The organism is Kribbella sp. NPDC051936, assembly GCF_040680955.1.
Taxonomy (GTDB): domain Bacteria; phylum Actinomycetota; class Actinomycetes; order Propionibacteriales; family Kribbellaceae; genus Kribbella.
The window spans coordinates 45,049-66,628 of the sequence record NZ_JBFAXS010000005.1 but is presented as its reverse complement, the minus strand read 5'-3'; the positions used below and the strand labels follow the sequence as shown (position 1 = coordinate 66,628).

Genomic DNA, 21,580 nt, shown 5'->3' with positions numbered 1-21,580 from the left:
GTGGTCTTGATCGGCCGATGATGCTACGAAAGAACCATTCCACCCACCACCGACAACACAGGATGACAAGGAGCAGTGTCACCGTGACGGACGAGCAGGACCGCTACGACGTGTTCGTGCAGGGGACCGTGTTCCTCGACATCGTGATGACCGGGCTCGAGACCGCCCCGACCACCGGGACGGAGATCTTCGCCGAGGGGATGGGGTCGTGCCCGGGCGGGGTGGCGAACTTCGCGATCGCGGCCGCCCGGCTCGGTCTGCGGACCGGGCTCGCGTCGGTGTTCGGCGACGACGCGTACGCCGACTTCTGCTGGCGGACGCTCGCCGACCAGGAGGGTGTGGACCTGTCGCACTCGCGGCGGATCGGGCACTGGCACTCGCCGGTGACGGTGTCGATGTCGATCGACCGGGACCGGGCGATGGTCACGCACGCGCACGAGGCGCCGGGCGACCCGAGCAAACTGGTCGGTCCCGGGCTGAAGACGCGGTCGGCGATCGTCCCGGTGGCCGACGAGTTGCCCGGCTGGACGGTCGAGGCGCGGGAGTCCGGCGCGCTGCTGTTCGGCGACGTCGGGTGGGACCCGACCGACGAATGGTCGCCGGCGGTTCTCGACGTACTCGAAGGTTTCTACTCCTTCACGCCGAACGCGAGCGAGGCGATGGCCTACACCCGCACCGAAACCCCGAAGGCCGCGCTGCACAAGCTGGCCGACCGGGTGCCGCTCGCGGTGGTGACGAACGGCGCGGACGGCGTCCTCGCGATCGACTCCGAGACGGGCGAGGAGGAGCAGGTGCCGGCGCTGCCGGTCCGTTCGTACGACCCGACCGGCGCCGGCGACGTGTTCCTCGCCTCCCTGGTGCTGGGCACCCTCCGCGGCTGGCCGCTCGCCCACCGGCTTGCCTTCGGCAACCTGTGTGCGGGCCTGTCGGTCCAGCACTTCGGCGGCTCGCTGGCGGCGCCCGGCTGGGGCGACATCATCGACTGGGTCCGCGACCACAGCCGTCACCGCCCCGGCGACGTCGACCCCGACGTCCTCCGGCACTACGCCTTCATCGGCGACGTCCTCCCCGCCGGCCCGGTCCCGATCGTCCGCCGCGCCTCAGCCACCATCGCCCGCCTGTCGGACGCCTGAGCCGGCCAGCGTGGCCGCGACCAGGGCCAGCAGGATCGCGCCGCCGACGAAGCCCCAGGACGGCGCGGCCCGCTCGGTCACCAGACCGGCCAGGGCCGCCCCCGCGGCTGAGCCGAGGTTGTTCGCTGTGTTGATCCAGGTGCTCGCCTCGGTCCGCTGGTACGGCGGTGTGACGTCGTCGGCTGCGAGGTAGGCGACCACGAACATCGGCGCAACCGCGACACCGGCGAGCCCCAGCACCACCCCGAGCACGATCAGCCCGGGTGCGAACGAGGCCGCGAGCAGCCCGGCGGCCAGTACGGCGATCAGCCCGCCGAGCTGTGTCGTCCAGGGCCGCGTGTGCGTACGGCGTGCCCACAGCAGCCCACCCGCCACACTGCCCAGTGCGATCGCCGCCTCGACATACCCGGCCGAACCGGGGCGACCGGCCTGCTGGGCGACCCCGGCAACGCAGACATAGGCGACGCTGAGCCCAGAGGCTGCGCCTGTGACGACCACCAGCACCCGCCGCAGGCCCGGGATCGTCAACGGGCCGAGCATCTGCCGGCCCGCCGCGCCGGCAACCGCAACCACAGCCGCAGTCCTTGTAGTGACCGGGCTTGTCACCATCGCCAGCGTGCCGACGAGCATTAGGGCGGCCGAGCAGGCAAGAGCCGCCGGTGCGGACACGACGCTGATCAGGGTGCCGGCGATCAGCGGCCCGGCGAGGAACAGACACTCCTCCGAGACCGCGTCGACGGCGTACGCGCGTTCCTTGAGCGCGGTGCCGTCGGTGAGCAGGCGCCAGTTCGACCGCATCGACGGTCCCAAGGGCGGCGCGAGCAGTCCGGTCGCGCCGATGAGCAGCAGTACGGCGGCGGGCGTCGTACCGGCCGTGGCGACGACGACCAACCCGGCCGAGGAGCCGGCCGCGAGCAGCGGCAGGACACGGCGCTGGCTGTAACGGTCGACGAGACGTGCCTTGAACGGCATCGACAAGGACGCCGCTCCGAAGACGGCGACCGCAGCGCCGGCCGTGGTGAAGGAACCGGTCGACGACCGGACGGTGAAGAGCAGGGACAACGGGAGCAGACCGTACGACAAGCGGCCGAGCAGCGCAGGCACGAACGTGCGCAACGCCGACGGCAACAGCAGGACAGCACGATAGCTCCCGGCACGAGTTGTGCCGGACACGGGAACGCTCCTAGAGACTCACCAGGGAAATGGGCTCGGACCACGCCGGCGCGTGGGAGCGGTCTCTAGTCACGGGGGCAGGACATGGCCGACAGCATATCGTTCTCGGCGGCTGGAAATCACGGCGTTCTGGGCCCGTCCGGTCGTAGGGTCGGTGGGTGGCGCGCGGGCTGTGGGACCGCGCCGGACGGAGGTTCACAAGATGACGATCAGTCGGCGGCAGGTCCTCGGGTTCGGGGCCGGCCTGGCCGCGATGGCGGTGGCGGGATGCGGATCGAACTCCGGGCGGCCGTCGTCCGGTGGGTCGGACGGGTCGAAACCGACGCTCCAGCAGTGGTACCACCAGTACGGCGAGGCGGGCACGCAGCAGGCCGTCGAGCGGTACGCGAAGGCCTACCCGGACGCGACGGTGAGCATCCAGTGGTCGCCGGGCGACTATGACAAGAAGGCGTCGACGGCACTGCTGACCGACCAGGGCCCGGACGTGTTCGAGTACGGGAACGGGCCGACGATCGACATGATCAAGGCCAACCAGGTGGTCGAGCTCACCGACGTCCTGGGTGACGCCAAGGCCGACTTCAACCCGGCGCTGATCGAGCGGATGACGTACCAGGGCAAGCTGTACGGCGTTCCGCAGGTCGTCGACATGCAGCTGCTCGTGTACCGCAAGAGCCTGCTGAGCGCGGCCGGCGTGCAACCGCCGCAGACCGTCGACGAGCTGCTCGAGGCGGCCAAGAAGCTCACCAACGACAAGGTCAAGGGCCTGTTCGTCGGCAACGACGGCGGGGTCGGCATCCTCGGCGGGCCGGCGCTGTGGTCGGCCGGGCTCGACTACCTGACCGCGGACAACCAGTTCGGGTTCGACGCCCCGGCGGCCGTCGAGTCGCTGCGCAAGCTGCGCGAGCTCTGGACCGCGAAGGTGCTGTTGCTCGGAGCCCCGACCGACTGGTCCGACCCGTCCGCGTTCACACAGGGCCTGACCGCGATGCAGTTCACCGGCCTGTGGACGCTGCCCGCGATCGAGAAGGCGCTGCCCGGCGACTACGGCGTACTCCCCTGGCCGAAGCTCAACGCCACCACCGGCAAGCCGAGCGTCCCGGTCGGCGCGTACGGGTCGTGCGTGAACGCGAAGTCGAAGAACGTCGACGCCGCGAGGAAGTACGTGAAGTGGCTCTGGGTCGACCAGACCGACGACCAGCTCGACTTCGCGCAGTCCTACGGCTTCCACATCCCGGCCCGGAAGAGCCTGGTCGAGAAGGCCGAGAAGCTGAAGTCCGGCCCGGCCGCCGACGCGGCCAAGCTGGCGACCGAGAACGGGCACGCGCAGACCCCGATCCTGTGGTCGCCGAAGTCCGGTACGGCCTACACCGACGCGCTGAACCGGATCATCCGCAGCGGCGCCGACCCGGCGGCCGAGATCACGAAGGTGAAGACGGTCGTCGACGCCGAGCTGAAGCGGATCGCCGGCTGATGGAGCTGCGCCCGCTGACCGACGACGACCGCGAGCTGATCGAGCTGGCCCGCCGGACGGTCGACGCGAACACCGACGGACCCGACGGCGTCCACACGATGGGCGCCGCGGTCCGCGGCGTGGACGGCCGGATGTACGCCGGTATCAACCTGTACCACTTCACCGGCGGCCCGTGCGCCGAGCTGGTCGCGCTCGGCCGGGCCCGCGCGGAAGGCGCCCGCGAGCTCACCACGATCGTGGCCGTCGGCAACGAAGGCCGCGGCGTGGTCGGCCCGTGCGGCCGCGACCGCCAGATCCTCGTCGACTACCACCCGACGATCCGCGTCATCCTGCCGACACCCGACGGCCCGGCGTCGGTCCTGGTCACCGACCTGCTGCCCGGCGCCTACCGCTGGACCCCGAACCCGTAGGAGTTGCGATGACGTTCTCGATCGTGGCCTTCGACCCGGACACGCGGTCCTGGGGAATCGCGGTCGCGTCCAAGTTCCTGGCGGTGGGTGCGGTCGTGCCCTGGGGACGGGCCGGCGCCGGCGCGGTCGCCACCCAGGCCACGGCCAACCTCTCCTACGGACCGGACGGCCTGGACCTGCTCGCGAGCGGCGCGACCGCCGACGACGTCGTGGCTCAGCTGACCGGGGCCGACGACGAGCGTGATCATCGCCAGGTCGGCCTCGTCGATGCCGAGGGCCGCGGCGCCACGTTCACGGGACCGTCCTGCCTGGACTGGGCAGGCGGTCAAGCAGGCGACGGGTTCGCGATCCAGGGCAACATCCTGGCCGGTCCGCAGGTGGTCGAGGCGATGGCTGAGGCGTGGCAGGCACACGCCGACCAGGCATTCGAGCGACGACTGGTCACGGCACTGGCGGCCGGCGACCGGGCCGGTGGAGATCGCCGCGGGCGCCAGAGCGCGGCGCTGCGGGTGTGGCGTGCCGGAGCGGCGTACGGCGGAGTCCTGGACACCGCCATCGACCTGCGCGCCGATGACCACCGGACGCCCGTCGAGGAACTGGGGCGGCTCCTCGACCTGCACACGTTGTACTTCGGCAAGCCGGACCCAGGCACCCTGCTGCCACTGGCAGGCGAACTGGCGACCGAGGTAGCTGACTCCCTCGAAACGCTGGGGTATCCGGCCGCCGACCTCGCCGAAGCCCTCGACACCTGGGCGGGCACCGAGAACTTCGAGGAGCGGCTGGTGGACGGCAAGCTCGACCCGGTGGTCCTGGAGCAGCTCCGCCGTCAGGTCGCCGCCGTCAGAACGTCGGAATGACGTCCTTCCCGTACGACGCCAGGGTCTCCTCCTTGGCGTCGTGCTGGAGGTACAGCGCGAATTGGTCGACGCCGAGCTCCTTCAGCTCCTCCAGCCGGGCCAGGTGGTTCTCGACCGGGCCGAGGATGCAGAACCGGTCCACGACCTCGTCCGGCACGAAGTCCGTGTGGGTGTTCCCGGCCCGCCCGTGCTCGGCGTAGTCGTACCCCTTCCGGCCCTCGATGTAGTCGGTGAGCGCCCGCGGGACCGCGCCGGACGCCCCGTAGCGCGCGACGATGTCCGCGACGTGGTTCCCGACCATCCCGCCGAACCAGCGGGTCTGGTCGCGCTGGTGCGCCAGGTCGTCCCCGACGTACGCCGGTGCCGCGACGCAGAACTTGATCGCCATCGGGTCGCGGCCCGCCTGCTCCGCGGAACGCCGTACGGCCGCGATCATCCAGGCCGCGATGTCCGGGTCGGCCAGCTGCAGGATGTACCCGTCGCCGACCTCACCGGTCGCCTTCAAGGCGCGCGGCCCGTACGCCGCGACCCATACCTCGAGGGCGCCGTCGTCGACCCAGGCGAACTTCAGCTCCTGGCCGCGATAGCTGACGGTCTCGCCGCGGGCGAGGGACCGCACCACCTCGACGCACTGCTTCAGCTCGTCGATCGTGCCCGGCTGCGCGCCGAGCGTCCGCAACGCCGAGTCGCCGCGCCCGATCCCGCAGATCGTCCGGTTGCCGAACATCTCGTTCAGCGTGGCGAACTGGGACGCGATCACCGTCCAGTCCCGCGTCCCCGGATTCGTCACCATCGGCCCGACGACCACCCGCTGCGTGGTCGCGAGGATCTGGCTGTAGATCACGAACGGCTCCTGCCAGAGCAGGTGCGAGTCGAACGTCCACACGTACGAGAACCCGGCGTCCTCCGCCTTGCGGGCCAGCTCCACGACCGTGGACGCGGGCGGATCGCACTGGAACACCACACCGAAGTCCACGACATCCCCCTTACATCAGATACGAGGAGAGGCCGCGCTTCAGGAACTTCCCCCGGCCCTTGCGGCCGTGGTAGTTGCCGTCAGCCACGATCACCTCGCCGCGCGAGATCACGGTGCCCACTCGGCCCTTGATCTCGACCCCTTCGTACGCCGAGTGGTCCATGTTCATGTGGTGCGTCGCGACCCCGATCCGCGTCGTACCGTTCGGGTCGTAGATCACCAGGTCGGCGTCCGATCCGGGCTGCACGATCCCCTTGCGCGGGTACAGCCCGAACATCCGGGCCGGTGTGGTCGAGATCGTCTCCACCCAGCGTTCCAGCGACAGCTTCCCGTCCACGACGCCCTGGAAGACCAGGTCGACGCGGTGCTCGACGCCGCCGATCCCGTTCGGGATCTTGGAGAAGTCGCCGAGTCCGAGCTCCTTCTGGTCCTTCATGCAGAACGGGCAGTGGTCGGTCGACACGATCGCCAGGTCGTTGTTCCGCAGGCCCTTCCACAGGTCGCGCTGGTGCGGCTCGTGCTTGCTGCGCAGCGGTGTCGAGCAGACCCACTTCGCGCCCTCGAAGCCGGGCGCGCCGAGCTGGTCCTCGAGCGTCAGGTACAGGTACTGCGGGCAGGTCTCGGCGAACACGTTGCGGCCCTTGTCCCGCGCCGCCGCCACGTGCTCCAGCGCCTGACTGGCCGACAGGTGGACGATGTACAGCGGGCAGTCCTGCGCCACCTCGGCGAGCGCGATCGCCCGGTTGGTGGCCTCGGCCTCGAGCGCGGCCGGGCGGGTGATGCCGTGGTAGATCGGGTCGGTCTCGCCGCGCTGGAGCGCCTGCTGGACCAGAACGTCGATCGCGATGCCGTTCTCCGCGTGCATCATGATCATCGCGCCGTTCTCCCGCGCGGTCTGCATCGCGCGGAGGATCTGCCCGTCGTCGGAGTAGAAGACGCCCGGATAGGCCATGAACAGCTTGAAACTCGTGATGCCCTCGTCGGTGACGAGCTGGTCCATCGCCTTCAGCGCGTCGGCGTCGACGCCGCCGAGGATCATGTGGAACGCGTAGTCGATGTGGCACTCGCCGTCGGCCTTCGCATGCCAGGCGGCGAGGCCGTCCTGCACCACCTCGCCGGTGCGCTGCACGGCGAAGTCGATGATCGTCGTCGTCCCACCGTACGCCGCCGCGCGGGTGCCGGTGTCGAACGTGTCGCTGGCCGCCGTCCCGCCGAACGGCAGCTCCATGTGCGTGTGCGCGTCGATCCCGCCCGGGATCACGTACTTGCCGGAGGCATCGAGCACTTCATCGACCGTGATCGTCGGGCTGAACGACGGATCCAGCACCGCGACGATCTTCTCGCCCTCGACCAGCACGTCCGCGACCCGGGTCCCGGTCGGTCCGACGACGGTTCCACCCTTGACCAGCAACGACATGCCCCTGTCCCCTTCTGTCCCCGCTACGGTTTCGTCAGGTCTCCGTACGCGTCGGGGCGGCGGTCGCGGTAGAACTGCCAGCGGTCGCGGACGGTGTCCAGCAGGCTCAGGTCCAGGTCGCGGACGATCAGTTCCGGATCGTGGTCGTGCCCGACGTCGCCGACGAACTTCCCCTCCGGGTCGACGAAGTACGACGTCCCGTAGAAGTCGTTGTCGCCGAACTCGGACTCGATCCCGACCCGGTTGATCGCACCGATGTAGTACTCGTTGGCGACCGCGGAGGCCGGCTGCTCGAGCTTCCACAGGTACGCCGACAGGCCGCGGCTGGTCGCCGACGGGTTGAACACGATCTTCGCGCCGGCCAGGCCGAGCGCCCGCCAGCCCTCCGGGAAGTGCCGGTCGTAGCAGATGTAAACGCCGATCCGCCCGACCGCGGTGTCGAAGATCGGGTACCCGAGGTTGCCCGGCCGGAAGTAGAACTTCTCCCAGAAGCCCTTCACCTGCGGGATGTGGTTCTTCCGGTACTTGCCCAGATAGGTGCCGTCGGCATCGATGACCGCGGCGGTGTTGTACAGCACGCCCGGCTGCTCCTGCTCGTACACCGGCAGCACCATCACCATGCCGAACTCTTTGGCGAGGGCTGCGAACCGCTCGGTGGTCGGGCCCGGGACGGACTCGGCGTACTCGTAGTACTCGGCGTCCTGCTTCTGGCAGAAGTACGGCCCGTAGAACAACTCCTGGAAACAGATCACCTTCGCACCCGCCGCGGCCGCCTGCCGCGCGTAGTCCTCGTGCGCCTTGATCATGGACTCCTTGTCACCCGTCCACGACGTCTGAACAAGCGCAGCCCTGACAACCTCCGCCACAAGAACCTCCCCAAGTAGCCGAGTCCCCATGCTCCATCCGTCCCGGGTCACCCGTCAACGGATGTCCCCGATCCCGACCCTCATCCCCGCCCGAGCCGGACTCCCCGGGGTAGCCGGCCAGTCACCGCGTCGTACTCCGCCGCCGTCAACTCGAGCCAGGCATCGTCCTCCTGCGCGACGGTCCCGAGCACCGTCGATCCGTCAGCCCGCAGCAGATGCAGATCCTCGGGCAGCCGCGGCCAGACCCAGTCGAAGAGGCTCGACGCGGCCGTCGTGAGCACCTCGAGCGACTCGTCATCCAGCCGGAACAGGTACCGATCCTGGGTCGACCTCCCTACGATCACGGATCCCGGCCACGCCTGCACCTCGTCAGCCCCGAGCAAATGCTCCCCGAGCCTCCGCAGAACCTCGTTCCCCGACTCGTCCATCCGTGTTCGCGGGCCCTTGTCCAGCACCCCGAACACCTCCGCCAACGGCGCCACCGCCCGCAACAACGCGCGATAGTCCTCCCCTACCGCAGGACCGACCAGGTTGTAGGTATGCATCAGCCCCTCGCTCACGAGAACCCGCTCGATCTCCATCATCCTCGAAACCAGGCACGAAACTGCCCCGAACGCCCACCCCGCACCACCCGGGGCCTGACGAAGCTCCGGAAGTTGCGACGGACTTCCTCCGACTCCGGCGTGCAAGCACCGAGTGACGGAGACTAGCTGGTGAGTTTGCGGACGGCGCGGAGAGCGGCGTCGTAGATCTTGCTGTACTCGTCGTGGGTTCGGGACTCGCCGGCTCGGGTTGCGACCTTGGCCACGATGCCGAGGCTCGGTGCTTCCGGGCCCAGGCGGTTCCGGGCGCCGATCTGAAGGCTGATGGCTCCGTTCAGGGACAGCATGGCCGAGTCGACGTCGGGCAGCTTTGCCACGACGCCGGGCGAGAGGCGTTCGCTGACGATGAAGTAGTTCCAGTGGCCCTCGGCGACCAGTTCGGCGAGCCGGGCCGGGTCGACCGGGCACGTGCGGGAGACGTACCGCTCAGGTCCGGGAACGAGCTCATGCAGCACCAGACGGTAAGGACCGAGATCGGCCGGAAGCGCCGCAAGCACCGCTCCGATCTGCTCGGCTCTCAGGTCAGGAAACTCGCTTCTCCTGCCCCGGCCGACCCGGCGCCAGCTCTCCGGACCCAGAACATCCGTCATGGAACGCACATTAGGACACGATCGAAGGCACCTGAGGTCCGCAGACCCGCGATCGCGCGTCTTCCCGCGCCACGGGTCTTGGCCGGCTGTCGCGCCACCGCCGGCAGGACTACTAGCGCTCGGAGATGACTTTCTGGATCTCTTCGACTCTCGGCCGATACTGTCGCCGGCTCTGCATGCGCAGCTCCCGGAGCTGCGGAAGGTCGGCGATCGGGCTCAGATCGCCGTCGAGGATCCTCGTGGAGCCGGACACAAGAAGCTCCTGCAGTTTCGTCAGCGCGCGCAGTGGTTCAGCACTCGAGAAGCTTGCGCCGTCACTCAAATTGAGGACTTCGAGATCACCACACGTTGCGATGTCGTCGAGAACGGTCACCTTCTTGCAGGCCTCGAGATGCAGTTCGCGCAGCATTGACCCACGGACTGCTCCGGTATCCGAGAGCCGTGCCGCGAGATAGACGCCGAGATGCCGAAGACCCGGGAGGCCGCCGAGTCCGTCGAGCGACTTCAAGCGCGGCCGATCCTTGAGCACCAGCGTCTCGAGGTGGCCGGCGGGCGCCAGAACCGATAGGTCGTCCTCCGTGAATCGCGTCGCGAACAGTCGCACAAGGTGAACCGCGAAGCGGAACGTCTGCCTGATCTGGCGCCAGTCCGCCCGGAGCTCGATCAGCTCGGGCAGTCGTTCGAGATCAACGGTCAACGCAGGATCCACAATGAGGCTCAGGCTTCTCAGCGTCGAAGCAAGGCCGTAGACCGGATCCAGCGACTGCAGGCGCCGATCGATGACTACCAGGTTCCGCACCGGCAGGTCGTCGAGGAATCGCAGGTCAGGCACGTCGAATCCGAGGGCATAGTTCAGCACCAGCGTGCCGGCGCCTTGATCGACGAACGCCGCGCCGGCCTCGTCGGACCACGGCCCGGTGACCACCATCTCGATAGTCCCGTCGGGTCGCGGCCCGACCGAGAACCCCTCGTCCATCACCATCGGCAATCCTGGGAATCCCGTCTCACTCCGCGATCCCCTCAGCCGATGAGCCAATGACCTTCAACCGCAGTTGGCCCATCAGGTCCCAGTACACCTCCAGGTCGGACACCTCGAGATTGTCGAGTTCGTCCGCACCGCCGAGGAACAGCGGCACCCGGTAGCCGACGCATTGATCGAAGCGCAACGACGGCCCACATGCAGCGACCCATTCCGAGTGGAAGCCGCGCGCGAGCGCCGCTTCCGGATAGTCCACCAGTTCCTCGTCATGAAAGCGTGACACCGGAACCGGGATCTCGAGTGCCTCGCCGGTCCCGGGCTCGATCATCATCACCTCCGGATCCGCGCTGCGACCACGCTGCCGGTCGACGGCGAACTGACGTCCCAGCCAGTCGAAGCCGAAGCTCTCGAACCGGCCCGTGAACTCCGGGAAGGCGGCGTCCACGAGTTCACCGGCGGCGGCCGCTGACACGTCGGTGTGGATCCGGTACAGACCGTGCTCGAAAGTGCACCCACCGAGTTGAGCGCGAATCCCGTGCGCACCTGTCCCCGCGGCGACAGCAGCTAGGGACTTCGGCGGGCCGGCGGTCACTTCGAAGGCCGCGCTGAACCGCTCCAGCATGTTCTCACTCACCCGTCACATATTGACGTACTAGGTGATGTGCTCTGTAGGTCGAGCGCATCACCGCGCGGACTTACAGAGTCGAGATGCGCGGGGCTTCGGGTAGTACGCGGCCGCCGACGGTTGCGTGGGTTGGTGGGTGCCAGGTGGTGTGGAGGTGGGAGCCGGCGCCTTGGATGACGAGGAGGTCGCGGCGGAGTTGCGCGGTGAGTTGGGTTACGACTGAGCCGGTGGCTTCGTCTTCCTCGACGTTCATGGCGGGGGCGAAGGCTCTGGCTCGGATGATGCCGGCGGGCTCGTCCTGCCAGGACCAGAGGAAGGTGTGGCCGGCGGTGTACGTCGCGGGGTCGGCTGCCAGGACGTCGGCGGGGGTGGCTAGTCGGTGCCACTCCCAGGAACTGCCCCAGGTGGTGTCGGCTCGGACGGCGTAGAGGTCGCCGGAGCGGGTGACGGGGATGGGGCCGGCGGGGACGTGGAGGGTGTCGACGGGGTGGCCGTGGGTGTGGAGCCAGGCGGCGCCGCCGACGGTGGGGTGGCCGGCGAAGGACATCTCGCCGGTGGCGGAGTAGATACGGAGCGTGCCGGTGGCGGCGTCGTCGACGTACACGGTCTCGCTGTAGCCCAGCTCGGCGGCCACGCGCTGCCGGTCGCTCTCACCGACGAGGCGGCCGTCGACGATGCCCAGGGGGTTGCCGAACCGGCCGTCGGGGTCGGTGAAGACCCTGACGACCTCGACCTGGAGGTTCAGGTTCAGAGAACCGCGATCGCGGCGATGATCGCGATCAGCAGCACCGCACCGCCCACGATCGCCAGCATCCGGCCGTTCACCTTGGGTTCGGCGGCGGCCTCGGTCTGGCCCTCGTTGACGAAGGCGCGGAACATCTGCGTGTTCGCGCCCGGGTCCTGCTCGTTCTCCACGTTCTGCGGGACGTTCTGGTCAGCCATGGCCCCAGACCCTACCGGCACCCCGGACCCCAGCCACTCACCAAGGGGCCGGTTTTACCTACCGCTCACGCTGCGTCCCGCTCCGGTCGACGCCCTGCGAACCCGTTGGTGAGTGTCTCAGGTCCGTGTACCATTTGGTACATGCGCTTCGATCACTCGAGTACGATCCAGGCCGCGCCCGAGCGGGTCTGGGAGGTTTTCAGCAACGTCGAGCGGTGGCCCGACTGGACCCCGACCGTCGATTCCGTCGAGCGGCTGGACGCGGGCCGGATCCACGTCGGCGCCCGCACCCGAATCCGTCAGCCCAAACTCCCGGTCGCGGTCTGGGAGGTGACGGAACTGAAGGAGGGTGAGTACTTCGAGTGGGTCTCGAAGGCTCCCGGGATCAAGACCACGGGCGGCCACCGCGTCGTCAGTACGCCGGACGGCACCGTCGCGACCGCGACGATCATCCAGGAAGGCCCACTCGGCTGGCTCTTCGGCCGGCTGTACGCGAAGCTGACCCGCGACTACATCGCCACCGAGACCGCCAAGCTGAAGGAAGTCAGTGAGTCGAGCAACCCTGCTGGCTGACGCTATCGAGCATTTCGCGAAGAACGGGATCGGGGACGCGAGCCTGCGGAGCATCGCGACCTCGATCGGCACCAGTCATCGGATGCTGATCTACCACTTCGGCTCCCGCGAGGGCCTGCTCGCCGAAGTGGTGCGGACCGTCGAGCAGCAGCAGCGCGACCTGCTGGCCGCGCTGTCGGACCTCCCGATCGAGGAGCAGGCCGAGGAGTTCTGGCGCCGTGTCACCGAGGCCGCGCTCGTGTACGGCCCGCTGTTCTTCGAGCTCAGCGCCCACGCGATGCAGGACCTGCCGCACACCAAGCCCCTCAAGGCCGACCTGATCAACGTCTGGCTGCCGCCGTTGATCGAGCTCTGCGTCCGCGCCGGCATCCCGCCGGAGCAGGCCCCGGCGTACGCGCGGCTCGGTCTGGCCGCCTCGCGCGGCCTGCTGTTCGACCTGCTGCTGACCGGTGATCGCGCGGGCGTCGACGAGGCGTCAGCGCTACTCAACCGGCTGTTCACTCTCCCGGTTCGGTAGGCCGCTCGATCCGGCCGGCCACGATCGGCAGCCGCGAGTCCCGCAGTACGGCGACGAACGCGAACGGCCGGTCCAACGTGACCTCCAGCCGGCGCTCCTGCGACGTGATCATCGCGGCCCGCGTCATCGCCATCGCGGTCACCGCCGCGGCCTCGAAACCGGTCGCGAAGAACCGCGCGAGCACCTTCTGTTTCGCCTGCCCGAGCTGCAGCGGCGTCGGGCTGAGCGCACTGAAATGCCCGCGCGCGCCCGGATCCGACGCGATCGCCGTCAAACCGAACAACTCCTGGGACGCCAGCAGATCATGCTCGACCTCGATGCTGAACGACGGCAACGACACCTTCACGTCGGGCCGCGCCGCCGTCGTCTTCCCGATCGTCAGCCCGGGACCGGGCCGGTCCTGGCCGATCAGCTGACTGCCCGGTACGCCGTCGCCCGGCCGGGCCGCCGCCTCGAGCAGCGCGGGCAGCGCGTCCTCCCCGATCCCCAGCAGTACGTCGACATCCGCCTCGCCGCGCACCGTGACCACGGTCAGCTCGCCGTACCGCCGTACCGAATCGAGGTCGGTGTCCGTGCGCTCCAGCCAATGCCACGAACCGGCCCACGGACCGCCGGCGATGCGCCGGACCTGCTCGGTGAACGGGCGCACCCAGGTGGTCCGCAACAGCAGCGCCGACGCCAGCACCAGCATCAGGTCGCCGTCGATGTCGAGCGGCATCTCCCGGATCAGGTCGTCGGTGTGGTCGGCGGCCCAGGCGTCGAGTTTCGCCTTGTCGACCGTCGGATTGCCGGTCAGCAGGCCGACGAGCGGCGCCGGCAGCACGCTGTCGAACGTCTCCGCCAGCTTCAGGTCCTCACTGACCCACACGCCGAGTGCGGCGTTCAGATCGGCGGAGTCCTCGATGGTCTCGACCAGCCGGATCGCGTCGGTCGCCGCGGTCGCCGGATCCACCCCGGCCGCGGCGGCGAGCTCGGAGCGCCCGGGCTCGTCCGCTCCGGTCGCGAGCAGGGCCAGCAACGGCCACAGGCCGAGCCCGGCCACCACCGTGTTCTCGGCCGGCAAGGTCCGGGCCCAGCGGGTGGTGAGGTCGTTGACTGCGCGCACCACATCGGCATCCATACCTCAACACTGCCACACACCTGATACATGACGGTGATTTTCATTTCCAATGGATTTCTGCCAGCATTCCGCCCATGACAACGACCGAGCAGGAGACGCCGGAGGCCCAGGAGGCTCAAGAGGCGAAGGAGCCGTCCGGGTCGTCGATCGTGTTCACCGGCACGCTGGTGCTGCTGGTCGGGCTCGCGCTGTTCGGGCGGCGGCTGTTCAACGCGTGGTTCGCCGACGACGGGATCCGCACGTGGGCGACGATGTTCGTCGGCGTGACGGTGCAGGCGCTGCCGTTCCTGGTGCTCGGTGTGCTGCTGTCGGCGGCCCTCACGGCGTTCGTGCCCACGTCGTTCTTCGCGCGAGTGCTCCCGAAACGGCCCGCCCTCGCCGTACCGGTGGCCGGCGCGTCCGGCGTTGTGCTCCCCGGCTGCGAGTGCGCGTCGGTGCCGGTATCGGCGGCGTTGATGACCCGCGGTGTCACCCCGGCCGCGGCGATCGCGTTCCTGTTGTCGGCGCCGGCCATCAACCCGGTCGTGCTGGCGTCGACGGCGGTGGCGTTCCCCGGCCAGCCGAAGGTCGTGGTCGCCCGCGCGGTCACGTCGCTCGCGGTCTCGATGATCCTCGGCTGGCTGTGGTTGCTGACCGGCAAGGGCGGGTCGTGGCTGAAGATGCCGAAGAACCGGCACGCGCACGACGACGGCAAGTTCGAGGTGTTCCGGTCCGCGATGCTGCACGACTTCCTGCACGCCGGCGGGTTCCTGGTGATCGGCGCGGCCGCCGCGGCCACGCTGAACGTCGTCGTACCGCGCGCCTGGCTCGACCACGTCGCGGGGAACCTGCTGCTCTCGGTGCTGATCCTCGGGCTGCTCGCGGTTCTGCTGGCGATCTGTTCCGAGGCGGACGCGTTCGTCGCGGCGAGCCTGACCCAGTTCTCGCTGACCGCGCGACTCGCGTTCATGGTCGTCGGCCCGATCGTCGACGTGAAACTGATCGCCCTCCAGACCGGAACCTTCGGCCCGAAGTTCGCCGTCCGGTTCGCCCCGGCCACCTTCGTGGTCGCAATCCTTGCCAGCCTGCTCGCCGGATGGTGGTTGTTGTGAAGCGCAACGTTGCCGGGTTGGTGATCGTGTTCGTGGGGGCCGCGATGGTGCAGCTCGCGACCTCCGGGACGTATCTGCGGTATGTGAAGCCCGGGATGCGGTGGATGCTGTTCGCGGCCGGGCTGATCCTGATCGCGCTGGCGGTGACCGACGTCCTCGTGCGGACCCGCGCGGCGCACGACCACGCGCTGCCGCGGGCCGCGTGGTTGTTGCTGGTCCCGGTGTTCGCGTTGCTCGTCGTCGATCCGCCCGCGCTCGGCGCGGACGCGGCGCGACGGCAGTCACCGGTCGCCGCGAAACCGGTCGCCCCGCAGGGAAACGCGTACTGGGACGGGTCGGCAGGCCCCAAGCCGATCGCGGTGCGCGACTACGCCGTCTGGGCGGTGTGGGAGAAGGAGACGATGAAGGGCAAGTCGTTCCAGCTGACCGGCTTCGTCACCCCGGCGAAGAACGGCGTCTGGTACGTGACGCGCATCGGCCTGACCTGCTGCGTCGCGGACGGTACGGCGTTCATGGTCGAGGCCCGCGGCCAGGCCGCGCCCGCGAAGAACCAGTGGGTGACCGTCACCGGCGAGTGGGCGGAGCCGACGCGACGAGTCGACGGCGACGTCGCCGCGCTCACCATCACGACGGTCAAGCCGGTGACCGCTCCAGCCAACCCCTACGAGTAGTTCACCCAGCCCGCGACCGCCGGCACGCCGGTCGGCCGGTGTACGGCGAGGAAGCCGAACGGCCGCTCAAGGTTCACGTACAGCGCCTTCGCGCCGAACGCCGCGGAGCCCGCGGCCATCGGCATCGCGGTGACCGCGGCCGCCTCGAACCCGGTGGCCGAGAACCGTGCGAGCACGGCCTGTTTCGCCTGGCCGATCGCCAGCGGCTGCGGACTCAACCCCGGGAAATGTCCTGTCCGTGTGTCGGATGCCGCGCTCAACCCGAACACCGAGGCATGCTCCAGCAGGTCATGCTCCGCCGCGATCTCGAAGTACGGCATCGACAGCGCGACGACCGGCTGCATCGACTCGATCACCTCGACACCGGGCGCCGACCGCTCCGCCGCCAGCACCTCGGTCCCGCTCAGCCCGTCGCCGTCGAGCTCCAGGGCCGCGCCGAGCACCGCAGCCCGCCCGCCGTCACCGATGACCAGCCGTACGTCGAACTCCCCGGTCCCGCGCACCGTCACCACGGTCAGCGGACCCGTCGCGGTGTCGTACACCTGAAGGCTGTCGAGGTCCGGATCCGCCCGGCTCAGCCAGCGCCGATCGTTGCGCGGGTACTCCTCGAACGGCAGCGCCCATTCCGTCTTCAGCACCAGCGCCGACGCGAGCACCAGCAACACGTCAGGGGTGAGCTGGACCGGCATCCGGCGCAGCAACCCGTCCGTCCGCTCGACCACCCACGCGTCCAGGGCAGCGCGATCGGTCAGGGTCCCGCGGACCTCCGGCGGCAGGAACCGGTCCACGCCCGGCTGCAGTTCGATCTCCGGACGCGTCCACAGCCCCAAGGCCATCCGCAGATCGGGCGCCTCCAGCAGACCGCCGTACCGACCGCCGGCGGCGTCGGCCAGCTCGGTGTGGGCCGGTTCGTCCGCGACCTCGGCCAGCATCGCGAGCAGCGGCTGGACGCCGAGCCCGGAGATCACGGTGCTGTCCTCGCCGGGCAGTTCGGCGATCCATCGTGCGGTCAGGCGACCGACTTGAGACGCGTCCACTCACACATCCTGGCGCACCAGCGTTTCATCTCCATGAAGCGCACAGTCGAGCCCAAGGTCCTGTACTTCGGTACCCCGGTCGTCCTGATCAGCTCCGCCAACCCCGACGGCACCACGAATCTCGCCCCGATGTCGTCGGCCTGGTGGCTCGGCTACACCGCGATGCTCGGGATGGGGACGAGCGCACAGACGGTGAAGAACCTGACCGAGCGGCCGGAGCTGGTGCTGAACCTGGTCGACCCCGCGATGGTCGCGGCGCTCGATCGCATCGCGCTGCTGACCGGGTCCGCGGAGATGTCCGACGCGAAGCGGGCCCGCGGGTACCGGCACGAGCCCGACAAGTTCGCGGCCGGCGGGCTGACCCGCGAGCCGAGCGAGCTGTCCGGCCTCGACTCGGTCCTGGAGAGCCCGATCAACCTGGAGGGCCGCATCGAGAACATCACCGGCATCGGCGGACCGGACTCGCGGCTGTGTGCGCTGGAGATGACCGTCGAGCGGGTCCGGGTGCGCGAGGACCTGCTGATGAGCAATGAGCGCTACATCGACCCGCTGCGCTGGGATCCGCTGATCATGAAGTTCACCGAGTACTTCGCGGGCGGCGCACCGGCGTACCCGTCGTCACTTGCTCGGGGCTGGCAGATGCCGCCGATGGCCGTCGGTACGAACAGCTGACCGCGGCGCGGGCCGTCGGACGATCGTGCACGCCATGCCCCCGATGACGAGCACCGCGGCGATCGCCTGCTGCGGACCGACGGCCTCACCCCGCAGGACCCACGCCGCGGACATGCCGACGACGGGCACCAACAGCGAGAACGGCGCGACCGTGCTGGCGGCGTACTGCCGGAGCAGGTAACCCCAGACACCGAAACCGAACAGGGTGGCTCCGAAGGCGAGGTAGGCGATCGCGCCGATGCCGCTCAGGTCGATGGTGCGGAGTGCCTCGACGTCGGCGCGCGGGCCTTCGGTGAGCAGCGAGAGGATCAGCAGCGGGACGACGGCGACCGCGCTGATCCACACCATGAAGCGCAGCATGTCCGGCGGCTTGGCGTACCGGGTGATCGTGTTCGAGATGCTCCAGGACGCGCCGGCGACGATCACCAGGACGAGTGCGCCGAGCGGGGCGGACAGCTTGCGGTCGAGGACGATCAGGACGATCCCGGCGCAGGCGATCGCGATGCCGACGAGGTGTGCGGGCCGCGGGCGTTCCCGCAGGACGGTGATCGCGATCAGGACCGTGAAGATCACCTGACTCTGCAGCACCAGCGACGCCAGGCCCGCCGGTACGCCGTGGTCCATCGCGATGAACAGCAGCCCGAACTTCGCCACGCCCAGCGCGAGTCCGACGCCCACGACGTACCGCCAGGGGACGCGCGGTCCGCCGAGCACGAAGATCGCCGGGACGGCGACGAAGAAGAACCGCAACGCGGACAGCAGCAGCGGCGGAACGCCTTCCAGACCGACCTCGATCACCACGAAATTGATGCCCCAGACAACGACGGCGGCCAGGGCTAGGAGCAGGTCACGAGGCTTCATGCCGTCCAGTCTCGGCCGGAGTACACTTAAGGACCAGCACCGATTACTACCGCTATCGATGTAGGAGAGCTACATGATTGATCTCGGGCGGCTCCGCGCACTGCACGCCGTGGCGCAGTACGGATCGGTCAACCGGGCGGCCGAGGTGCTCGGCTACACGCCGTCGGCGGTGTCGCAGCAGCTGGCGAAACTGGAGCGGGAGACCAGGACGACACTGATCGAGCGTCAGGGCCGCGGGATCGTGCTGACCGACGCGGCCCGGCAGTTGGCGTCGACCGCCGCGCGGATCCTCGAGCTGGTCGAGGACGCCGAGCTGACCCTGGAGGAGCAACGCGGTCAGGCGATCGGGACGCTCGGCATCGCCGCGTTCCCGACCGCGGCCCGCGGATTGCTGCCGCCGGCTCTGGCCCGGCTGGTCGACGATCACCCGCAACTGGACGTGCGGGTGCTCGAGACCGATCCGTTCGAGGCCGTGGCGGCGGTGAACCGCGGCGAGATCGACATCGCGATCGTCCACGACTGGCACAACACCCCACTCGCGCTGCCGGAAGGGCTGTCACGGGTGAAGCTCGGCACGGACCCGGCCGACGTCCTGGTGCCGGCGACGCATCGCCTGGCAGGCAAGGAGTTCGTCCGCGCGGAGGACCTCGTCGGCGAGCGCTGGATCTGCCAGCCCGTCGGGTCGATCTGCTACGAGTGGCTGATCCGGACGATGCGCCGCGCGGGCGTGGAGCCGGAGGTTGCGTACTCGGTCGCGGAGTACCAGACCCAGTTGGCGATGCTCGACCGCGGCCTCGGTATCGGCCTGCTCCCCCGCCTCGGCCGCGGACCGGTCCCCGACGGCGTGGTCGTCGTACCACTGCAGCCTGCCCCGAGCCGCCGTCTGTACGCCGTATGGCGCACCACGACCTCGCGCCGACCGGCGATCACCGTCACGCTCGCGACGCTGAAGGCCGCCTGGCCCGACCGGGACACCGCCTGATCGGTTGTGATCACTTTGCGCAACCGGTTGACAGCGTTCCGCGTCGACCGCTACGTTCTCGTGAACTATTAGGAAACCTTCCTAATCATCCTCCCCGACGCCCCCTCGGAGGACGTTCATGATCCACTCACTTCTGGCCGGTGCCCTGCTGGCTGCTTCGGCCCTGCTACCTGTCTCCACACCGGCCGCCGACACCCCGGTCGGCCGCAACGGCCAGCTGCACGTCTGCGGCACCAAGCTCTGCAACGAGCGCAACGAGCCCGTCCAGCTGCGCGGAATGAGCACGCACGGCCTGCAGTGGTACGCCAACTGCCTGAAGACCGCCTCGCTGGACGCCCTGGCGAACGACTGGAACGCCGACATCCTGCGGATTTCGATGTACGTGCAGGAAGGCGGCTACGAGACCGACCCGGCGAAGTACACCAATCTTGTGAACACGCTCATCGAGGAGGCGACCGAGCGCGGCCTGTACGCGCTGGTCGACTGGCACCAGCTCGACCCCGGCGACCCGAACGAGAACCTCGACCTGGCGAAGCGGTTCTTCACCCAGATCGCCGAGCGGCACAAGGACAAGTTCAACATCATCTACGACATCGCCAACGAGCCGAACGGCGTCAGCTGGGCCGGCATCAAGTCGTACGCCGAGCAGATGGTGCCGGTGATCCGGGCCAAGGACCCCGACGGCGTGATCTTCGTCGGCACCCACGGCTGGGCCTCGCTCGGGGTCTCCGACGGCGGCAGCGAGGCCGACGTCATCAACAACCCGGTCAACGCGTCCAACCTGATGTACACGTTCCACTTCTACGCCGCCTCGCACAAGCAGGAGTACTTCGACGCTCTGTCACGCGCCGCGGACCGGATCCCGTTGTTCGTCACGGAGTTCGGCACCCAGACCTACACCGGTGACGGCGGCAACGACTTCACCTGGTCGCAGAAGTACCTGGACTTCCTGGAGAGCAAGCAGATCGGCTGGACGAACTGGAACTTCTCCGACGACTTCCGCTCCGGCGCGGTCTTCAAGGAAGGCACCTGCGACGGCGACGACTTCGCCGGGACGGCGATGCTCAAACCGGCCGGCGTCTGGATCCGCGACCACATCCGCAACCGCCCGTCGGCCACGGCGACGATCGATGTCAGCACCTCCGCGCAGCTCACCGCCGCGCTGACCAGCGCCAAGCCCGGCGACACCATCAAGCTCGCCGACGGCACCTACACCGGCAACTTCAAGACCACGGTCGACGGCACGTCCGCAGCGCCGATCACGCTGACCGGCTCCGCGAACGCCGTACTGAAGGCCGGCGGCGGCTACGGCCTGCACCTGAACGGCGCGTCGTACTGGACCGTGCGCGGCCTCACCGTGACCGGCGGCCAGAAAGGCATCATGATCGACAGCGCCACCCGCGTGACGATCGACGGTGTCACCGTGCACGGGCTGGACATGGAGGGCGTGCACTTCCGCAACAGCAGCACGTACGGCGTGATCAAGAACTCGCGCATCTACGACACCGGCAACGACGGTCGCGGGATGGGCGAGGGCGTGTACGTCGGCAGCGCGGGCGGCACCTCCGACAAGTCCGACCACGTGCAGATCCTCGGCAACACGATCGGCCCGGACGTCGGCGGCGAGGCGGTCGACCTGAAGGAAGGGACGACCGGCGGACTCGTGTCCGGCAACAGCTTCGACGGCCGCGGCCTCACCGGCGCGAACTACGACGACAGCTGGATCGATGTCAAAGGCAACAACTATGTCATCGAGAACAACACCGGCAAGAACACCACGAACAACGGCTACGAGACGCACACCCAGCAGTCCGGGTGGGGCTGCGGGACGGTGTTCCGCGGCAACACCTCCGACCTGACCGGCGCGACCGGCAGCGGCCGGTACGCGTTCAACATCACCAACTACAACGCGAGCAGCTGCAAGGTCACCGTCGACCGCAGCAACACGATGACCGGCGGAAAGGCCCTGACCAACCCAGGCATCCCGGTCACCTGACAAAGCTCCCCGGCCGCCC

Annotated in this window: 24 protein-coding genes; 11 read left to right on the top strand and 13 right to left on the bottom strand. The window is 69.0% G+C overall.

What is annotated here, in order from left to right:
* Nucleotides 1-83 precede the first annotated feature (83 nt).
* Nucleotides 84-1,133: a PfkB family carbohydrate kinase gene (locus AB0L64_RS17905; protein WP_363711252.1), complete on the top strand. Its 1,050-nt coding sequence runs from the start codon at nucleotides 84-86 to the stop codon at nucleotides 1,131-1,133.
* Here the strand turns inward: AB0L64_RS17905 and AB0L64_RS17900 are convergent.
* Nucleotides 1,101-2,306 (bottom strand): MFS transporter, encoded by a 1,206-nt coding sequence (locus AB0L64_RS17900; protein ID WP_363711250.1) that lies wholly within the window; start codon nucleotides 2,304-2,306, stop codon nucleotides 1,101-1,103. The two genes, AB0L64_RS17905 and AB0L64_RS17900, sit on opposite strands and share 33 nt — an antisense overlap.
* A gap of 202 nt (nucleotides 2,307-2,508) precedes the next feature.
* Here AB0L64_RS17900 and AB0L64_RS17895 point away from each other — a divergent pair, with 202 nt between their 5' ends.
* From AB0L64_RS17895 to AB0L64_RS17885, 3 genes are read left to right on the top strand one after another with little or no spacing between them, the layout of a single operon-like run.
* Nucleotides 2,509-3,777: a sugar ABC transporter substrate-binding protein gene (locus AB0L64_RS17895; protein ID WP_363711248.1), complete on the top strand. Its 1,269-nt coding sequence runs from the start codon at nucleotides 2,509-2,511 to the stop codon at nucleotides 3,775-3,777.
* Nucleotides 3,777-4,187: a cytidine deaminase gene (locus AB0L64_RS17890; RefSeq protein ID WP_363711246.1), complete on the top strand. Its 411-nt coding sequence runs from the start codon at nucleotides 3,777-3,779 to the stop codon at nucleotides 4,185-4,187. Before AB0L64_RS17895 ends, AB0L64_RS17890 begins: the two co-directional genes overlap by 1 nt.
* 8 nt (nucleotides 4,188-4,195) lie before the next feature.
* Nucleotides 4,196-5,044, top strand: coding sequence for a DUF1028 domain-containing protein (locus tag AB0L64_RS17885; protein WP_363711244.1), 849 nt, complete (start codon nucleotides 4,196-4,198; stop codon nucleotides 5,042-5,044).
* On the opposite strand, the gene AB0L64_RS17880 is transcribed toward AB0L64_RS17885, so the two are convergent.
* The 9 genes from AB0L64_RS17880 to AB0L64_RS17840 form a co-directional block, all read right to left on the bottom strand.
* On the bottom strand, nucleotides 5,028-6,020 hold the full coding sequence (locus AB0L64_RS17880) for a TIGR03842 family LLM class F420-dependent oxidoreductase (RefSeq protein WP_363711242.1): 993 nt from the start codon (nucleotides 6,018-6,020) through the stop codon (nucleotides 5,028-5,030). The two genes, AB0L64_RS17885 and AB0L64_RS17880, sit on opposite strands and share 17 nt — an antisense overlap.
* Before the next feature lie 10 nt (nucleotides 6,021-6,030).
* Nucleotides 6,031-7,437: a dihydropyrimidinase gene (gene hydA, locus AB0L64_RS17875; protein ID WP_359936830.1), complete on the bottom strand. Its 1,407-nt coding sequence runs from the start codon at nucleotides 7,435-7,437 to the stop codon at nucleotides 6,031-6,033.
* A gap of 23 nt (nucleotides 7,438-7,460) precedes the next feature.
* Complete coding sequence (locus tag AB0L64_RS17870) at nucleotides 7,461-8,303, bottom strand: nitrilase-related carbon-nitrogen hydrolase (protein WP_363711240.1); 843 nt, start codon at nucleotides 8,301-8,303, stop codon at nucleotides 7,461-7,463.
* 80 nt (nucleotides 8,304-8,383) lie between these two features.
* A complete protein-coding gene (locus AB0L64_RS17865; RefSeq protein ID WP_363711238.1) occupies nucleotides 8,384-8,887 on the bottom strand; it encodes a hypothetical protein in 504 nt (167 codons plus the stop codon).
* Between the two features lie 122 nt (nucleotides 8,888-9,009).
* A complete protein-coding gene (locus AB0L64_RS17860; protein WP_363711236.1) occupies nucleotides 9,010-9,495 on the bottom strand; it encodes a hypothetical protein in 486 nt (161 codons plus the stop codon).
* Between the two features lie 112 nt (nucleotides 9,496-9,607).
* Nucleotides 9,608-10,477 carry a hypothetical protein gene (locus AB0L64_RS17855; protein WP_363711234.1) on the bottom strand — a complete coding sequence of 290 codons (870 nt, stop codon included), beginning with the start codon at nucleotides 10,475-10,477 and terminating at the stop codon, nucleotides 9,608-9,610.
* A gap of 22 nt (nucleotides 10,478-10,499) precedes the next feature.
* Nucleotides 10,500-11,108, bottom strand: coding sequence for a T6SS immunity protein Tdi1 domain-containing protein (locus AB0L64_RS17850; protein ID WP_363711232.1), 609 nt, complete (start codon nucleotides 11,106-11,108; stop codon nucleotides 10,500-10,502).
* A 61-nt stretch (nucleotides 11,109-11,169) separates the two neighbouring features.
* Complete coding sequence (locus AB0L64_RS17845; RefSeq protein WP_363712362.1) at nucleotides 11,170-11,844, bottom strand: PhzF family phenazine biosynthesis protein; 675 nt, start codon at nucleotides 11,842-11,844, stop codon at nucleotides 11,170-11,172.
* Nucleotides 11,845-11,846: 2 nt separating this feature from the next.
* Nucleotides 11,847-12,041, bottom strand: coding sequence for a hypothetical protein (locus AB0L64_RS17840; protein WP_355473040.1), 195 nt, complete (start codon nucleotides 12,039-12,041; stop codon nucleotides 11,847-11,849).
* Nucleotides 12,042-12,182: 141 nt separating this feature from the next.
* Between AB0L64_RS17840 and AB0L64_RS17835 the strand changes: the two genes are divergently transcribed.
* Both AB0L64_RS17835 and AB0L64_RS17830 read left to right on the top strand, forming a co-directional pair.
* A complete protein-coding gene (locus AB0L64_RS17835) occupies nucleotides 12,183-12,614 on the top strand; it encodes an SRPBCC family protein (RefSeq protein WP_363711230.1) in 432 nt (143 codons plus the stop codon).
* Nucleotides 12,589-13,131 (top strand): TetR family transcriptional regulator, encoded by a 543-nt coding sequence (locus AB0L64_RS17830; protein ID WP_363711228.1) that lies wholly within the window; start codon nucleotides 12,589-12,591, stop codon nucleotides 13,129-13,131. The genes AB0L64_RS17835 and AB0L64_RS17830 overlap by 26 nt, the downstream gene beginning before the upstream one ends.
* Here the strand turns inward: AB0L64_RS17830 and AB0L64_RS17825 are convergent.
* Complete coding sequence (locus AB0L64_RS17825; protein WP_363711226.1) at nucleotides 13,112-14,251, bottom strand: serpin family protein; 1,140 nt, start codon at nucleotides 14,249-14,251, stop codon at nucleotides 13,112-13,114. The two genes, AB0L64_RS17830 and AB0L64_RS17825, sit on opposite strands and share 20 nt — an antisense overlap.
* A gap of 74 nt (nucleotides 14,252-14,325) precedes the next feature.
* On the opposite strand from AB0L64_RS17825, the gene AB0L64_RS17820 reads away from it, so the two are divergent.
* On the top strand, nucleotides 14,326-15,342 hold the full coding sequence (locus tag AB0L64_RS17820; RefSeq protein ID WP_363711224.1) for a permease: 1,017 nt from the start codon (nucleotides 14,326-14,328) through the stop codon (nucleotides 15,340-15,342).
* The gene (locus AB0L64_RS17815) at nucleotides 15,339-16,013 is read left to right on the top strand and encodes a TIGR03943 family protein (protein ID WP_363711222.1); all 675 of its coding nucleotides are present in this window, start codon (nucleotides 15,339-15,341) and stop codon (nucleotides 16,011-16,013) included. The genes AB0L64_RS17820 and AB0L64_RS17815 overlap by 4 nt, the downstream gene beginning before the upstream one ends.
* Here the strand turns inward: AB0L64_RS17815 and AB0L64_RS17810 are convergent.
* Nucleotides 16,004-17,050, bottom strand: a complete 1,047-nt coding sequence (locus tag AB0L64_RS17810) for a serpin family protein (RefSeq protein WP_363711220.1) — start codon at nucleotides 17,048-17,050, stop codon at nucleotides 16,004-16,006. The genes AB0L64_RS17815 and AB0L64_RS17810 overlap by 10 nt on opposite strands.
* Nucleotides 17,051-17,083: 33 nt before the next feature.
* Between AB0L64_RS17810 and AB0L64_RS17805 the strand changes: the two genes are divergently transcribed.
* Nucleotides 17,084-17,722 carry a flavin reductase family protein gene (locus AB0L64_RS17805; RefSeq protein WP_363711218.1) on the top strand — a complete coding sequence of 213 codons (639 nt, stop codon included), beginning with the start codon at nucleotides 17,084-17,086 and terminating at the stop codon, nucleotides 17,720-17,722.
* On the opposite strand, the gene AB0L64_RS17800 is transcribed toward AB0L64_RS17805, so the two are convergent.
* On the bottom strand, nucleotides 17,669-18,583 hold the full coding sequence (locus AB0L64_RS17800; protein WP_363711216.1) for an EamA family transporter: 915 nt from the start codon (nucleotides 18,581-18,583) through the stop codon (nucleotides 17,669-17,671). The two genes, AB0L64_RS17805 and AB0L64_RS17800, sit on opposite strands and share 54 nt — an antisense overlap.
* Nucleotides 18,584-18,656: 73 nt before the next feature.
* On the opposite strand from AB0L64_RS17800, the gene AB0L64_RS17795 reads away from it, so the two are divergent.
* Both AB0L64_RS17795 and AB0L64_RS17790 read left to right on the top strand, forming a co-directional pair.
* Nucleotides 18,657-19,565 carry a LysR family transcriptional regulator gene (locus AB0L64_RS17795; RefSeq protein ID WP_363711214.1) on the top strand — a complete coding sequence of 303 codons (909 nt, stop codon included), beginning with the start codon at nucleotides 18,657-18,659 and terminating at the stop codon, nucleotides 19,563-19,565.
* 118 nt (nucleotides 19,566-19,683) lie between these two features.
* Nucleotides 19,684-21,561 carry a cellulase family glycosylhydrolase gene (locus AB0L64_RS17790; protein WP_363711212.1) on the top strand — a complete coding sequence of 626 codons (1,878 nt, stop codon included), beginning with the start codon at nucleotides 19,684-19,686 and terminating at the stop codon, nucleotides 21,559-21,561.
* The last annotated feature ends 19 nt before the right edge of the window (nucleotides 21,562-21,580 follow it).